Consider the following 15,375-nt stretch of genomic DNA (forward strand, 5'->3'; position numbering starts at 1 on the left):
TCGCGCGCCGCGCTGCCCGACAAGGGCGGCCATGCTGCTCAATTTTCTCGATGCGCTCCGGGCCGCTGGCATCCCCGCCAGCATCAAGGAGCATCTGCTGCTGCTGGAAGCGCTGGACCGCGACGTCATCGAACGGCGACCGGAGGATTTCTATTATCTCGCCCGCGCCACCTATGTGAAGGATGAAGGGCTGCTCGACCGCTTCGATCAGGTATTCGGGCAGGTGTTCAAGGGTGTGCTAGGCAGTTCAGGCGTAGAGGCGGAGATACCGGAGGAATGGCTGCGGCTGGTCGCGGAAAAATATCTCAGTCCCGAAGAGATGGAGAAGATCAAGTCGCTGGGCGACTGGGACGAGATTATGGAAACGCTCAAGAAACGGCTGGAGGAGCAGCAGGGGCGGCATCAGGGCGGCAATAAATGGATCGGCACCGGCGGCACATCCCCTTTCGGCCATGGCGGCTATAGTCCCGAAGGCGTCCGCATAGGGGGGACGAGCAAACATAAGCGCGCGATCAAAGTGTGGGAAAAGCGCGACTTCGCCAATCTCGACAACACGAAAGAACTGGGCACCCGCAATATCAAGGTCGCGCTGCGCCGTCTGCGCCGTTTCGCGCGCGAAGGATCGGCGGAGGAACTGGACCTTGACGAAACCATCCGTGGCACCGCGCGGCAGGGCTGGCTTGACATCCGAATGCGCCCGGAACGGCATAACGCGGTCAAGCTGCTGCTGTTTCTGGACGTCGGCGGATCGATGGACCCGTTCGTCAAGCTGTGCGAGGAGCTTTTCTCCGCCGCCACCAGCGAATTCAAGAATATGGAATTTTTCTACTTCCATAACTGCCTCTATGAAGGCGTGTGGAAGGATAATCGCCGCCGCTTTGCCGAACGCACCCCGACCTGGGACATCCTCCACAAATATGGCCATGATTATAAGGTGATCTTCGTCGGCGACGCGGCGATGAGTCCCTATGAGATCAGCCATCCGGGTGGATCGGTCGAACATATGAATGAGGAAGCGGGCGGCGTCTGGCTGCAACGGGTCGCCCATACCTATCCCGCGACCGTGTGGCTCAATCCGACGCCGGAAGCGCATTGGGGCTACAGCCAGTCCACCCGCCTGATCCGCGAAGCGATGAACGACCGCATGTATCCGCTGACGATCGAGGGCATCGACGCGGCCATGCGGGAGCTGACCCGCAAGCGCTGATGACGGGCGTGGCCGCACAGGCGCTGGCGCTGCTCCAGCGCGGCGACAGTGCGGCGGCTTTGGCGCTGGTCGATGCCGGTTGCGCGCGCGGAGATGGTGACGCGCTGGCGATGCGGGCGCTCTGGCGGGTCGAGGGGCGGCTGTTGCCGCGCGACCTGCCCGCCGCGCGCTTTGATCTGGCCGCTGCGGATACCATCAGCGCGGCACGGATTCTCGCCGGTTTTCTCGCCGCCGGCATTGGCGGCGTGCGCGACTGGGCGGGGGCGCTGGCGATGCTCGACGATTGGGCGGACCGCGATCCCGTAGCCGCGCAACAACGCGCCCTGATCACCGCGATGGCGATCGACGCCAAGGGCGATCCGTTCGACCTGCCCATGCCCCAGCCATTGTCCGACAGCCCAATGATCCATGCCTTGCCCGGCCTGCTCACCGCGCCGGAATGTGACCTGCTCACCACCCTGTCCGACCGACGGCTGCGCCCTGCCTTGATCTTTCATGAAGGGCAAAAACGCTTCGTCGCAGACCCTGTGCGCGATTCAGACGCGGCAGGATTTCCCATCGTGTCCGAATGGCCCGCCGTTCACGCGATCAACCGCCGCCTGGCCGCCGTCAGCGGCACCATCGTCGAACAGGGCGAAACCCTGCAAGTCCTGCGCTACCGCCCCGGCCAGCAATATCGCCCCCATCTGGACGCAGTACCGGGCCTCACCAACCAGCGCAGCCTGACCCTGCTGGTCTATCTCAACGATGCGTATGACGGCGGCGAAACCCACTTCACCCGCCTGCCGCTCACCCATCGCGGTCGCAAGGGCGACGGCCTGCTCTTCGCCAACACCCTGCCCGACGGACGCCCAGACCCGATGAGCGAACATGCCGGGCTGCCGGTGCAATCCGGCATCAAACTCATCGCCAGCCGTTGGATCAGGCAGCGACCGCCCGAAAGCCCGGACGGCTTTGGCCAGCATGAGGCAATGGCGTGAAGCCTACGCCGAGCGACCAGACCCGCTTTGCCCGCATCCGGCTGACACTGGAGCAGGCGGCCATTGCACCGGGGTGGCGCGGTCCTGTTCTTGAATTTCTGATGTTCGGCTTCAAACAGGGCTGGGCCTGCCTGTTCGGCGGCTTGATCCTCGCGCTGCTGCTCGGCACGCATTTTTTCTATCCGGCCTCAGCGCCGCTGCACCGCTACGATTTCCTGACCCTGTGTGCGCTGGCAATCCAGATCGGCATGATCGCCTTTCGGCTGGAAACATGGCGCGAAGTCGCGGTGATTGGGATATTCCATATCGTCGGGACGGTGATGGAATTGTTCAAGACAGCTGCCGGATCATGGGTCTATCCCGAAGCCAGCCTGCTGCATATCGGCGCCGTCCCGCTCTTTTCCGGTTTCATGTATGCGGCGGTCGGCAGCTACATTGCGCGCGTCTGGCGCATCTTCGATTTCCGGTTCAGCGCCTATCCACCGCGCTGGACCAGCTTCGTCCTTGCCGCTGCCATCTATGTCAATTTCTTCGCCCATCACTGGCTGCCCGATATTCGGCTGTTGCTGTTCGGCATTACCGCTCTGCTGTTCGGGCGCTGCCGCATCTGGTTCAGGCCGCTCCATCATCACCGCTCGATGCCGCTCCTGTTGGGCTGGTTCCTCGTCGCCCTCTTCATCTGGTTTGCGGAGAATATCGCCACCTTTGCCAATGCCTGGAACTATCCCGACCAGGCAGCAGGATGGCGACTGGTGTCGCCCATGAAAATGGCCGCCTGGTATCTGCTGATGATCATCAGCTTCGTTCTGGTATCGCTGGTGTCGCCGATCAGGCGGCCACCCGCTGCTTCTGCGAATAACGGTGCGATGACTTAACTTTGAGCCGTTCGTTTCGAGCGAAGTCGAGAAACCTGCGCGCGACGATTCTCGACTTCGCTCGAAACGAACGGAGGTTGGGTGTTCAACCCAAAGTCACCACATTCTATGCCCGAAACAACACCCCACCCGTCATCGGCTCAGGCGCGCCGGTCGTCCCCGGAAAGCTGATCGGCAGCCCCTCCAGATGGCGGACCGCCATATAGGCAAAGCCCTGCGCCTCCAGCGCGTCGCCGTCCCAGCCCAGCGCATCCACAGCCCGCACCGCAACGCCGCAACGCGCAGCCAGCATCGCCATCAGCGTGTCATTATGCCGCCCCCCGCCAGCGACATGCAGGCAGAGCGGCCGCTCGGCCAGATGGGCTAATCCCCGCGCCACCGCCGCCGCTGAAAAGGCGGTCAGCGTCGCCGCGCCATCTTCAACGCTCAGCCCCTGCACCGCGTCGATCGTAAACGCCTCCCGGTCGATGCTCTTGGGCGGTGGCACGGCAAACCAGGGGTCGGCCAGCATGGCTGCCAGCCGTGCCTCATCCACGCGCCCTTTCGCGGCGCAAGCCCCACCCGCGTCATAGGCCGCATCCCCATGCGCCTGCATCCAGTTGTCGATCAGCCCGCTCGCCATGCCGGTGTCGAATGCGGTCAGCGCCCCGTCCGATCCGATCGCGGTGATATTGGCGACCCCGCCCAGATTGAGGATGGCCACTGGCTTGTCCAGCCCGGCAGCCAGCGCGCGGTGGTAGACCGGCATCAAAGGCGCGCCCTGCCCGCCCGCCGCCACATCCGCGCTGCGCAGGTCACCGACCACAGGAATCCCGAACGCCCCGGCCAGCGCCGCGCCATCGCCAATCTGCCAGGTCCAGCGCCGATCGGGCCGGTGCGCCACGGTATGGCCGTGAAAACCGATGACGCCGATATCCTCCGCCACATGGCCGCTGCGCCCCAGCAGGTCGGCCACCGCCTCGACATGCAATTCGATCAGTTCCGCCTCGACCGACGCGATCAGCGGCTCGAACCCCGGCGCGTCCATCGCCATGGCACGGGCGCAGGCTTCGGCCAGCCGCACCCGGAAGCCGTCATGATAGGGTTGCGCATGAAAAGCGACCGGCTTCACCAGCCCATCCCCGTCGGTCTCGATCAGCGCCGCGTCGATCCCGTCGCGCGATGTCCCCGACATCAGGCCGATTGCCAGCATTTACGACTCTCCGCCTCTTTTACAGCCGCCCTCCCAATGCTACAGGCGCGCGCCATGAGCAACTATCAGTCCGACCTGCTGCGCCTGCTCGACACGCGCGGCTATATCCATGACGTCACGAATGCGGCGGGTCTCGACGCGCTGGCGCAGAAGGAGATCGTGCCCGGCTATATCGGTTTCGATCCGACCGCGCCCTCGCTCCATGTCGGCAGCCTGGTGCAGATCATGATGCTGCGGCGGATGCAGCAGGCGGGTCACAAGCCGATCGTCCTGATGGGCGGCGGCACCGGCAAGATCGGCGATCCCAGCTTCAAGGATGAAGCGCGCAAGCTGCTGACCGACGATCTGATCACGTCCAACGTCGCCAGCATCAAGCGGGTGTTCGAGAAGTTCCTGACCTTTGGCGACGGCCCGACCGACGCGATCATGGTCGACAATGCGGACTGGCTCGACAAGCTGGAATATATCCCCTTCCTGCGCGACATCGGCCAGCATTTCTCGGTCAACCGGATGCTGAGCTTCGACAGCGTGAAGATGCGGCTGGAGCGTGAACAGTCGCTGTCCTTCCTCGAATTTAATTACATGATCCTGCAAGCCTATGACTTTCTGGAACTGTCGCGCCGTTCGGCCTGCCGGTTGCAGATGGGCGGATCGGACCAGTGGGGCAATATCGTCAACGGCATCGAACTCTCCCGCCGGGTCGATGGCACGCAGGTCTATGGCCTGACCAGTCCGCTCATCACCACGGCGGACGGCGGCAAGATGGGCAAGACGATGAACGGCGCGGTCTGGCTGAACGCCGACGCGCTGCCGCCCTATGATTATTGGCAATTCTGGCGCAACACCCAGGACGCCGATGTCGGCCGCTTCATGCGGCTGTTCACCGATCTGCCACTGGACGAGATCGCCCGGCTGGAAGCCTTGCAGGGTGCGGAGATCAACGAGGCCAAGAAGATATTGGCAGACGCCGCGACCGCCATGGCCCATGGCGTGGAAGCGGCGGCTGCGTCTGCCGAAACCGCCCGCAAGACCTTCGAGGAAGGCGCGTCCGACGCCAACCTGCCGACCGTCAGCATCGGTGCGGAGGGGCTGACCGTGGTGCAGGCCAATGTCGCGCTCGGCTTTGCCGCATCGAACAAGGAAGCGCGGCGGAAATTGTCTGAAAATGCGATCCGCGTGAACGGCAATGTGGTGAATGATCCCGCCCTGACGCTGAAACCGGGCGACAAGGTGAGCTTCGGCGCGAAAAAGCATGGGATCGTGGTCGGCTGACGCAGAAAGAATGTTAGGGGGAAATTAACGTTTTCCCCTAGCAAAGCGTCCATCTTCGCCGCCCTAGGCTGCGGTCATGTCGTCGCTGTTCGCAAACCTCAATCATGTTATACGCTCGCGCGATCCGGCGGTGGATCAGCGCCGGGCGACCCGTGATCTGGTCGATATGGTCAGCCATGTCACCGCGCGCGGTCGCACCCATGGCGTGCAAATCATCAACATTTCCGCGCTGGGGGCGATGTGCCGCAGCGAGGGTGAGTTGCTCACGGGCGAACGACTGACCATCTGGCTGCCGATCCTGAAGGATCATCCCGCCGAAGTCCGCTGGGTCGAGGACGGGCGGCTGGGTATCGAATTTCTGAAACCCATCGCCCCGCGCACCTACGACGCGCTGATGGCCCTCGTCCCGCCGCGCCGTACGGTCTGGTAGCGGGTCGCCACCCGCCGACCGCCACCCGCTCCCTCAGAAGCGATAGCCAACCCCGGCGAGCAACTGATGGCTCGACAGCTTGTTCGGCAGATCACGATAACGATATTCGACGCGGGGTGTGATCCCGCTGGTCAACTCGGTTTCAAAACCGGCACCAATCAGCAGCCCCTCATCCCGCCGCGTGATCGGTATCGACAGGATCGTCGGCCCGGTAAACACAGTGCGGTTCTTCTCAGCCGCATAGCCACCCCGCGCATAGATCATCGAGCGAGGACCGACCAGAAAGCCCGCGCGTGCGGTGAAGGCGTAGCTCACGCCCTTGGGTTCGACGATATATTCGGTGCCAGCCCCATCATCGGACAGTAGGGTGCTGGAGCCATCCATCAGCTCCGCCTGAACGCCAAGGCGCAGGCGATTAACGGCAATGTCATAGCCGACAAACGCCCCGTAGACGAAGTCGTCCCTGTCCTTGCTGAAATCGACGTTCCCGACAAAATATTCCACGGATCGGGATTGATAGCCCGCCTGCGCGCCGACGATCAGGCCGGACAATGGCTGTTCCTGACTAAACGCCACCCCAGGGATCAGCAACGTGGCAAGCGCTAGTGAAATTTTGATCATCTTATCCTCCCATTTTCCCGATGTGACGTCGCGGCGCTCAAGTAACCGTCCATCCACTGTGAAATTAAGGAGGCCTTTAATCGGGACACACAGCATCGCCTACCCGCCGCGCAGCAACCCCACCGCCGCATCCCGCTCGAACAGATAGAGGCAGGTCCGCGCCGCCTGTCCGCGCGTGCTGTCGAGGCCGCCGTCGCGGTCGATCAGCAGATGCGCGTCATCGCGCGCCGCGTCCAGCAGCGACGCCAGATGCTCCGGCGTGGCGAGCTTCAACTGCTGCTCACCTGACTGGCGCGTCCCCAGCACTTCGCCCGCGCCGCGCAGTTTCAGATCCTCCTCGGCAATGCGGAAGCCATCGTTCGTTTCGCGCATCAGCGCCAGCCGCGCCCGCGAGGTTTCTCCCAGCGCATTGCCGCGCAGCAGCAGGCAGACCGACGGCTTGTCCCCGCGTCCCACCCGCCCGCGCAACTGGTGTAGCTGCGCCAGCCCGAACCGGTCCGCCCCCTCGATGATGATCAGGCTGGAGTTTGGCACATCGACACCAACTTCGATCACCGTGGTCGCGACCAATATCTGGGTCCGGTTGGCAGCGAAGGCCTCCATCGCGGCGTCCTTGTCCGGCCCTTTCATCCGGCCATGGACCAGCCCCACCCGATCACCAAAGCGCAACTTCAAGGATTCGGCGCGGGCCTCCGCCGCGGCCTGGTCGCTCGTCTCGCTCTCCTCGACCAGCGGGCAGACCCAATAGGCCTGGCCCCCGCCCTCGACATGGCGGGCCAGCGCATCGACCACCTCGTCCAATCGCGTGGCGGCCATCACCACCGTCTGGATCGGCTGGCGACCGGGCGGCATCTCGTCCAGCTTGGACACCTCCATTTCGCCATAATAGGTCAAAGTCAGTGTCCGGGGTATCGGCGTTGCCGTCATCACCAGCAGATGCGGCGCGCGTTCCGCCTTGTTCGCCAGCATCATCCGCTGGGCGACGCCGAAGCGATGCTGCTCGTCAATCACGGCAAGGCCCAGATGCTTATACTGCACCGCTTCCTGAAATATCGCGTGGGTGCCGACGAGGATGTCGATGCTGCCATCGGCCAGCCCCATCAGCGTGGCTTCGCGTATCTTGCCCTTGTCGCGCCCGGTCAGGATGGCGATCTCCACCGGCAGGCCCGACGCCATTTTGCGCAGCGTCTCATAATGTTGCCGCGCCAATATCTCGGTCGGGGCCAGCATCGCGCCCTGCAGCCCGGCCTCGACCGCGTTGAGCAGTGCCATCAGCGCCACCAAAGTCTTGCCCGATCCGACATCGCCCTGGAGCAGCCGCAGCATCGGCGTGGCCTGCGCCATGTCGCCCTCAATCTCGCCGAACGCCCGGCGTTGCGCGCCGGTCGGTGCGAAGGGCAGCTTGAGCATCGCCCGTAACCGCCCGTCGCCCGCGATCGGCACGCCCCGCCGCCGCCGCGACGATTGCCGCACCAGCATCAGCGCCAGTTGCCCCGCAAAAATCTCGTCATAGGCCAGCCGTTCGCGCGCCATCGCGTCGGACGGGTCGGCATGAATCCGCGCCAGCGCCTCCCGCCAGCCCGGCCAGTCCTTGCGGGCAAGCAGGCTCGGTTCAATCCATTCGGGCAGGTCCGGCGCGCGGGCCAGCGCCTGCCCCACCAGATCGCGCATCCGGTTGTTAGTCAGCCCTTCCGACAGGCCATAGACCGGCTCGCGCGCCGGAATCGTCGCGGCCTCGTCGGGCGGCAGCACATGGTCGGGATGGACGATCTGGAGATTGTCGCCATAGGCCTCCAGCTTGCCCGACACGAATTTGGGTTCATTGAGCGGCAACAGCTTGCGCGGCCATGCGCTGTTCCTGCCGAAATAGGTCAGCGACACATAATTGCCATGCCGGTCGGTCGCATGAACCCGGAACGGCGCACGGGCGCTGCCGCTGGCGCGATAGTCCACCGGGGTCAGGACGATGCCAATCACCCGGCCCGCATCCGCCATATCCAGCTCGTCGGTCAGATGCCTGTCGACCCAGCTGACCGGCAGATGGAACGCCACATCGACCGCACGCGCCAGCCCCAGCCGCTCCAGCGGGCGGGCGAGCGCCGGTCCAATGCCCTTAAGGACAGAGATTTCGGCAAAGAGCGGATTGAGAATATCGGGTCGCATGTCTATCTGCTGCCCATCTAGCTGAGCCGGGGCGGTCATACAAACATCCGATCGGCTTTTTCGGCGTGTCCGCAAAAGGAACAAATTGTGAACGATGATCCCCAGATGCGCCGCCTGAAATTCCGTGCCTGGCACCGTGGCACGCGCGAATCCGATTATGCCGTCGGCGGCTTTTTCGAACGCTATCACAGCGAATGGAATGCCGAGGAAATCGCCTGGTTCGAGCGCTTCATGGATGAACAGGATGCCGACATCATCGGCTGGGCGCTGGGCACCATCCCCGTGCCGGACGAATGGAAGGGGCCGATGATGGACAAGTTCCTGAAACTGGATTTCGTGAAAATCGAGAATTAGAAAATCCTCCCCTTGCCAAGGGGAGGGGGACCGCCGCGAAGCGGTGGTGGAGGGGTGTCGCCCTCTCGATAGCATGACACCCCTCCGTCAGGGCTTCGCCCTGCCACCTCCCCTGCAAGGGGAGGATGATTGAGTTGAAGAGCAAACATACACATGACCGATCTCCAGAAAATCCTCCGCGCCAAGGCGCCGCTGACGCTGTCGGGCGTCCCGGCCGGGTTCCAGCCGTGGCTGCTGGCGGACATCGCCCGCGCCGCGCCCAATCGCGCCGTGTTCGTCGCCTCCGACGAGCAATTGATGCGCGCGGTGGCGGAGACGGCGCATTATTTCGCGCCGGAGATCGAGATCATCGAAATCCCGGCCTGGGATTGCCTGCCCTATGACCGGGCCAGCCCGTCGCTGCGCACCGCGTCGGCGCGGCTGGCGGGGCTATACGCCTTGCAGGCCAAATCGAACGGCCCACAACTGGTCCTCACCACGCTCTACGCCCTGACCCAGCGGACGCTGACCCCGTTCCGCGTCCGGCAACTGGTGGCCAAGCTCGCACCCAAGGAGCGGATCGCGATCACGCGCCTGGCCGAGATGCTGCAAGCCAATGGCTATGTCCGCACCGATACCGTCCACGACCGGGGCGAGTTTGCGATTCGCGGCGGCATTGTCGATCTATTCCCCGGCGGCGAGGAGCAACCGCTACGCCTCGACTTTTTCGGGGACGAGATTGAGACGGTCCGCCGCTTCGATCCCGGCGACCAGCGCACCACCGGCAGCGTCGATGGCTTCACCCTGCTCCCTGCGTCCGAAGCATTGCTGGACGAGGACACGATCAAGCGCTTTCGCGGCCGCTATCGCGAGATGTTCGGCGCGACCGCGACCGGCGATCCGCTCTATCAGGCGGTGAGCGACGGACGGCGCCTGTCGGGCATGGAACATTGGCTGCCGCTGTTCGAGGAAAAGCTGGTCCCGCTGTCGGACCATCTGGGCGAGGATGCCGTCATCATCCGCGACCATGGCGTCGTCGGCGCGGCGGATTCCCGGTTCGAGGCGATCCGTGATTATCACGCCAACCGGGTGCAGGCGAAATCGTCCGATCCCGGCGCCTATCGTCCGCTGAAACCCGACCTCCTCTATCTCGACGCCGCCGAATGGGACGCGATCGTCGCCCACTGGCCGATGCACGTCGCCACCTCCTTCCATGAACCCGACAGCGCCACCGTGCTGGACTTCGCCGTCGATGGCCCCCGCGATTTTGCGCCCGAACGCGCCCAGAACGCCAATGTCTATGAAGCGGTCGGCAAGCATATCGGCACGCTGCAACGGACCAAGAAGAAGGTCGTGATCGCCAGCTACTCCGTCGGCGCGCGCGAACGATTATCCGGCCTGCTCGCCGATCATGGCGTCAAGCGGATGGCGGCGGCGGATAGCTGGCAGGAAGCGCTGGGTCTGGCCGCCAATGGCAGCGTGGTGCTGACCGTCCTGCCGCTCGACCATGGCTTTACCGCGCCCGATGTCGCGGTGCTGACCGAGCAGGACATGCTGGGCGACCGCTTGGTCCGCCGGGCCAAGCGCAAGAAGAGCGCCGACGCCTTCCTCGCCGAACTGGCGACCCTCTCCCCCGGCGATCTGGTGGTCCATATGGACCATGGCATTGGCCGCTATGAAGGGCTGACCCAGATTCCGGTCAGCAAGACCGCGCATGATTGCGTCGCCTTAAGCTATGCCGGTGGCGACAAGCTGTTCGTTCCGGTCGAAAATCTCGAAGTCCTCTCCCGCTACGGCTCCGACAGCGACGGGGTGAGCCTCGACAAATTGGGCGGCGAAGCGTGGCAGCGGCGCAAGGCAAAGATGAAGGAGCGCATCCGCGAGATTGCGGGTGAATTGCTCAGGACCGCCGCCGAACGCGCGCTGCGCGCCGCCACCGTCGCCGAACCCGACAGCGCGGGCTATCCCGCCTTTGTCGATCGCTTCCCCTATCAGGAAACCGAGGATCAGGAACGCGCCATCCTGGACGTGATCGAGGATCTGGGTGCTGGCAAGCCGATGGATCGCCTCGTCTGCGGCGATGTGGGCTTCGGCAAAACCGAGGTCGCGCTACGCGCCGCCTTCGTGAGCGCGATGGCCGGGATGCAGGTCGTACTGATCTGCCCCACCACCCTGCTGGCGCGTCAGCATCATATGCAGTTTGAGGAGCGCTTCCGCGGCTTCCCGGTCAATATCGGTCGCCTCTCCCGCCTGGTTCCCGACAAGGAGGCCAAGGCAGTCAAGGCGGGGCTGGCCGACGGGACGGTGGACATCGTCATCGGCACCCATGCCCTGCTGGCCAAAGGACTGGAGTTCAAGCGCCTCGGCCTCGTCATCGTGGACGAGGAACAAAGGTTCGGCGTTACCCACAAGGAGCGCTTGAAGTCGCTCAAGACCGACGTGCATGTCCTGACACTGACCGCGACACCCATCCCGCGCACATTGCAAATGGCGATGTCGGGCCTGCGCGAACTGTCGGTGATCCAGACCCCGCCGGTCGATCGCCTTGCGGTGCGCAGCTACATCATGCCGTGGGACGGCGTGGTGATCCGCGAAGCGCTGCTGCGCGAACATTATCGCGGCGGGCAAAGTTTCTTCGTCGTCCCCCGCATCGCCGACCTGACCGAGATTGAGGAATATCTCCGCACCGAAGTCCCGGAAATCAAGGCCATCGTCGCCCATGGCCAGATGAGCGCCACGCAGGTCGAAGAGCGCATGTCGGCCTTTTACGACAAGCGCTACGACGTGCTGCTCTCCACCACCATCGTCGAAAGCGGGCTGGACATTCCCAGCGCCAACACGCTGATCATCCACCGCGCCGACCGCTTCGGCCTCGCCCAACTCTATCAGCTACGCGGTCGCGTGGGCCGGTCCAAGACCCGCGCCTATGCCTATATGACGACTCCCGCCAACCGCATCATCACCGAGACAGCAGAGAAGCGTTTGAAGGTGCTGTCCGATCTGGACACGCTGGGTGCAGGCTTCCAGCTGGCCAGCCATGACCTCGACATTCGCGGGGCGGGCAATCTGGTCGGCGACGAACAGTCGGGCCATATTCGCGAAGTGGGCTTTGAACTCTACCAGTCGATGCTGGAGGAAGCGATCCTCGACGCCAAGGCGGGCGGCGCGGGCCTTGAACCGCGCAGCGACAGTTTCTCGCCCCAGATCAGCGTCGATGCGCCGATCATGATCCCCGATGATTATGTCCCCGATCTCGACCTGCGCATGGGTCTCTATCGCCGCCTCAACGAAGTCGAGGACCGGCAGGGTCTGGAATCCTTCGCCGCCGAACTGATCGACCGTTTCGGCAAGCTGCCCGCCGCCACGCAAAACCTGCTCAAGATCATCGAGATCAAGCAGAATTGCGTCAAAGCCAACATCGCCAAGATCGACGTCGGGCAAAAGGGCGCGCTGGTCAGCTTTTTCGAGGATCGCTTCCCCAATCCCGCAGGCCTCGTCGCCTATATCCAGCGGCTCGACGGCGTCGCGCGGCTGAGGCCCGACAGCAAGGTGGTGGTCAACCGCAACTGGGCCGACTCCGCCGCGCGCCTGAACGGCGCGCTGCAATTGTCGAAGGGGCTGGCCAAGGCGGCGGGGTGATGCCTTGTCGTCCACTGGGCGATGGCTTAGGCTGAGCCGTCAACGGGGTGGGAGATGAAGATCATGGCTGTCGAACTGTTCGTGCTGGCCTGGAGCATGGTGCTGCTCCTGATCCACATCTTCGCCGCCGCCCATGTCAAGACGAAGCAATATGGCACCGACTGGAACATGGGCGCGCGCGATGAAACATTGTCGCCGCTCAATGCGGTGGCCGGTCGCCTGGCCCGCGCGCAGGCGAATTTTCAGGAAACCCTGCCGATCGCCATCGTCGCGCTGATTGGCGTCGTGGTGGCGGGCCGGTCGAGCGAGATGACCATGCTCGGTGCCCATATCTGGCTGGGCGCGCGCATCCTCTATCTGCCCGTCTATGCTCTTGGCATCCCCAAAATCCGCACGCTGATCTTCCTTGTCAGCCTGGTCGGGCTGGGCATGGTTTTGTGGCCGCTACTACGCCTCTGAGGAAGGATCACTTAAACCCCGTTCGTTTCGAGCGAAGTCGAGAAACAGCGCGCTACCGTTTCTCGACTTCGCTCGAAACGAACGGATCAAGGTGAAGGCAGCACGCCTCTAACCCGCCAGCACCAACGCGACCAGATCGGCAGACGATACGCCCGCCGATCGCAGGAAGCCCTGATAATAATCGCATCCTTCGCGCGCGAGCAAATCAAGCTGCTGCTGCGTCTCCACCCCTTCCGCCACAACCTTTAGGCCCAGCGACTTGGCCATGTGGATGACCCCGCGCACGACGATCCGGTCGCGCGCAGTCCCGGCAATATCCTGCGCCAGCCCGCTGTCGATCTTGAGATAATCGAGCGGCAGGCTTTTGAGATAGGCGAGGCTGGAATAGCCTGTGCCGAAATCATCGATCGCGACCGCCAACCCCTCTGACCGAAGCGCGGTCAACAGCGCGGCGGCGGCATCGACATCCTCGATCAGCCCGCTTTCGGTGATCTCCACCGTCAGGCGCGATCGGGGAAAGCCGCTGTTATCCACGATCGCCAGCAACCCGCTCATGAAACCGGGCTGGGCGATGTCCGCAGCCGTCACATTGATCGACAGGCGCAGTGCGGACAGGGCGCGCGGCCATGCCGCTGCCTGCCGCAACGCCTCCACCTGGATATGCGCGGACAGCGGCAGCATATAGTCGGATCGTTCAGCGGTGGCGAACAATATACCCGCGCCCAGCGGGCCATATTGCGGATGGTTCCAGCGCGCCAGCGCCTCGACGCCGCTGATGACCTCCGAATCCACCGGATATTGCGGCTGGAACACGATGCCGATTTCGCCGCGATCAAGCGCCAAACGCAGATCGGTTTCCAACTGGTCGGGATCGACCTGACGACTGTGGCGATCGGTCGACAGGATGCGAATGCCCTCCCCGCCCGCCTGCCGCGCATCGGCCAGCGCGGTGCCGGCACGACGCAGCAAATGGGTCGCGTCATCTTCGGGCCGGGCCTGCGCAATGCCGCAGCGGGCAATCAGGCGAATGAGGTGATCGCCCGCGCTGAACGGACGACCGATCGCCGCGATCAACTGCCGCGCGAGGAAAGTCGCGCGGTCGCTACCCGCCACTTCGCCGGTCAGGCCGACCAGAAATTCGGTGCCAGTGATCCGCGCGACCATCGCGCCGGGCGCGACATCGTCGACCATACGCTCGATCCGTCGCGCGATCCGCCCCAGCAACGCGTCGCCAACGACCTGACCATAGGCCGCGTTCATCCGCTCAAACTGGCTGATAGACAGCAATATGGCGGTGGTCGCCAGCCCGGTGCGCCGGTCGAGCCAGTCGAGCGCCGCCTGCCGAGATCGCAATCCGGTCAGATAGTCGCGGCTCGCCAGATCGCGCTCCTGCGCGTCGGACAACCACTCGACATCGGCAGCGACCACGCCATCCTCGACCCGCAGATGATGGACCAGCCGGTTGCCGGGCCGGTCGGGCAGGTCATGCGCCAGCGCGGCGGGACGCCCCGCCCGCATCATCGCCCTTAGCGCCGTCAGCACCGCGCGTCGTTCCGCCCGTGGCAAGCGGCGGATCAGCGCCGCAGGATGAACCCGCGCCATCGGCAGATCGAGATGACGGGCGAGACTTTCGCTCAGCCGCAGCAGCGAATCGCTGCGCCCCAATTCCCAGTAGAGCGCATCGCCCCGCCGGATTCGCTGGGCGCGCTGGCTGTACGATGCGCCGCCGCCCAATCGCTCCACCAGCCGCTGCGCCGACGCCAGCGCCGCGCGCAGCGATGCCTCGCTATAGGGGGCGGTCAGAAAATGGGTCGCCCCGGCATCCAGCAAATCGGGGATCATCGCTTCGTCCGCCTGATCCACCAGCACGATCAGCGCGCCGCCGCCTGCCTCCATCGCCGGCACCAGCGGGGCCAGCAGCTTCGCTTCCCCGCCACCTGCGCGCATATCGACCAGCGCGACCTGCGCCTCGCTGCGCAGATATCGCTGCGGGGCTTCCCGCGCGCGGCGCGCGCCGATCGCGCGCCAGCCAGCCGCCTGCGCGGCATGGCACAGCCCATCCCGGTCGCCGGGCGACAGGATGAAGAGGCTGCGCTGTCCGTCTGCGGCCTGATCCGCGATCACTGATATGGTCCCCTGGGCGCGCGCATCCTGCCGCCTTAGCATCAACGGGTTACCGACGTCTTGCGTATCCCGCAACCGGG

General features: G+C 64.3%; 12 protein-coding genes. 8 read left to right on the top strand and 4 right to left on the bottom strand.

Translation table 11 applies throughout. The features are described 5' to 3' along the window. The first annotated feature begins 31 nt into the window (after window positions 1-31). The 3 genes from ACODSR_RS11690 to ACODSR_RS11700 are packed head-to-tail and all read left to right on the top strand — an operon-like array spanning window position 32 to window position 3,062. On the top strand, window positions 32-1,207 hold the full coding sequence (locus ACODSR_RS11690; protein WP_489076624.1) for a vWA domain-containing protein: 1,176 nt from the start codon (window positions 32-34) through the stop codon (window positions 1,205-1,207). Further along, the gene (locus tag ACODSR_RS11695; protein ID WP_489076626.1) at window positions 1,207-2,187 is read left to right on the top strand and encodes a 2OG-Fe(II) oxygenase; all 981 of its coding nucleotides are present in this window, start codon (window positions 1,207-1,209) and stop codon (window positions 2,185-2,187) included. Before ACODSR_RS11690 ends, ACODSR_RS11695 begins: the two co-directional genes overlap by 1 nt. Next, on the top strand, window positions 2,184-3,062 hold the full coding sequence (locus tag ACODSR_RS11700) for a DUF817 domain-containing protein (protein WP_489076628.1): 879 nt from the start codon (window positions 2,184-2,186) through the stop codon (window positions 3,060-3,062). Before ACODSR_RS11695 ends, ACODSR_RS11700 begins: the two co-directional genes overlap by 4 nt. Window positions 3,063-3,168: 106 nt before the next feature. On the opposite strand, the gene ACODSR_RS11705 is transcribed toward ACODSR_RS11700, so the two are convergent. Continuing rightward, window positions 3,169-4,254, bottom strand: coding sequence for an anhydro-N-acetylmuramic acid kinase (locus tag ACODSR_RS11705; RefSeq protein ID WP_489076630.1), 1,086 nt, complete (start codon window positions 4,252-4,254; stop codon window positions 3,169-3,171). 54 nt (window positions 4,255-4,308) lie between these two features. Here ACODSR_RS11705 and tyrS point away from each other — a divergent pair, with 54 nt between their 5' ends. Together tyrS and ACODSR_RS11715 are read left to right on the top strand one after the other, a co-directional pair. Continuing rightward, window positions 4,309-5,526, top strand: coding sequence for a tyrosine--tRNA ligase (gene tyrS, locus ACODSR_RS11710; RefSeq protein WP_489076632.1), 1,218 nt, complete (start codon window positions 4,309-4,311; stop codon window positions 5,524-5,526). A 76-nt stretch (window positions 5,527-5,602) separates the two neighbouring features. Then, window positions 5,603-5,956, top strand: coding sequence for a PilZ domain-containing protein (locus ACODSR_RS11715; protein WP_489076634.1), 354 nt, complete (start codon window positions 5,603-5,605; stop codon window positions 5,954-5,956). A 33-nt stretch (window positions 5,957-5,989) separates the two neighbouring features. Here ACODSR_RS11715 and ACODSR_RS11720 read toward each other — a convergent pair whose 3' ends face one another. Further along, a complete protein-coding gene (locus ACODSR_RS11720; RefSeq protein WP_489076636.1) occupies window positions 5,990-6,577 on the bottom strand; it encodes an outer membrane protein in 588 nt (195 codons plus the stop codon). A 99-nt stretch (window positions 6,578-6,676) separates the two neighbouring features. Then, window positions 6,677-8,740 (bottom strand): ATP-dependent DNA helicase RecG, encoded by a 2,064-nt coding sequence (gene recG, locus ACODSR_RS11725; RefSeq protein ID WP_489076746.1) that lies wholly within the window; start codon window positions 8,738-8,740, stop codon window positions 6,677-6,679. An 87-nt stretch (window positions 8,741-8,827) separates the two neighbouring features. Between recG and ACODSR_RS11730 the strand changes: the two genes are divergently transcribed. The 3 genes from ACODSR_RS11730 to ACODSR_RS11740 all read left to right on the top strand — a co-directional run bounded on the left by ACODSR_RS11730 (window position 8,828) and on the right by ACODSR_RS11740 (window position 13,171). Beyond that, window positions 8,828-9,094, top strand: coding sequence for an FAD assembly factor SdhE (locus ACODSR_RS11730; protein ID WP_119747589.1), 267 nt, complete (start codon window positions 8,828-8,830; stop codon window positions 9,092-9,094). 153 nt (window positions 9,095-9,247) lie between these two features. Next, the gene (gene mfd, locus ACODSR_RS11735) at window positions 9,248-12,712 is read left to right on the top strand and encodes a transcription-repair coupling factor (protein ID WP_489076638.1); all 3,465 of its coding nucleotides are present in this window, start codon (window positions 9,248-9,250) and stop codon (window positions 12,710-12,712) included. A gap of 63 nt (window positions 12,713-12,775) precedes the next feature. Continuing rightward, window positions 12,776-13,171: an MAPEG family protein gene (locus ACODSR_RS11740; protein WP_489076748.1), complete on the top strand. Its 396-nt coding sequence runs from the start codon at window positions 12,776-12,778 to the stop codon at window positions 13,169-13,171. Between the two features lie 108 nt (window positions 13,172-13,279). Here the strand turns inward: ACODSR_RS11740 and ACODSR_RS11745 are convergent, their stop codons facing one another. Continuing rightward, window positions 13,280-15,295 (bottom strand): putative bifunctional diguanylate cyclase/phosphodiesterase, encoded by a 2,016-nt coding sequence (locus tag ACODSR_RS11745; RefSeq protein ID WP_489076640.1) that lies wholly within the window; start codon window positions 15,293-15,295, stop codon window positions 13,280-13,282. Window positions 15,296-15,375: the final 80 nt, after the last annotated feature.

It is taken from the genome of Sphingobium sp. FG125 (genome assembly GCF_057809795.1).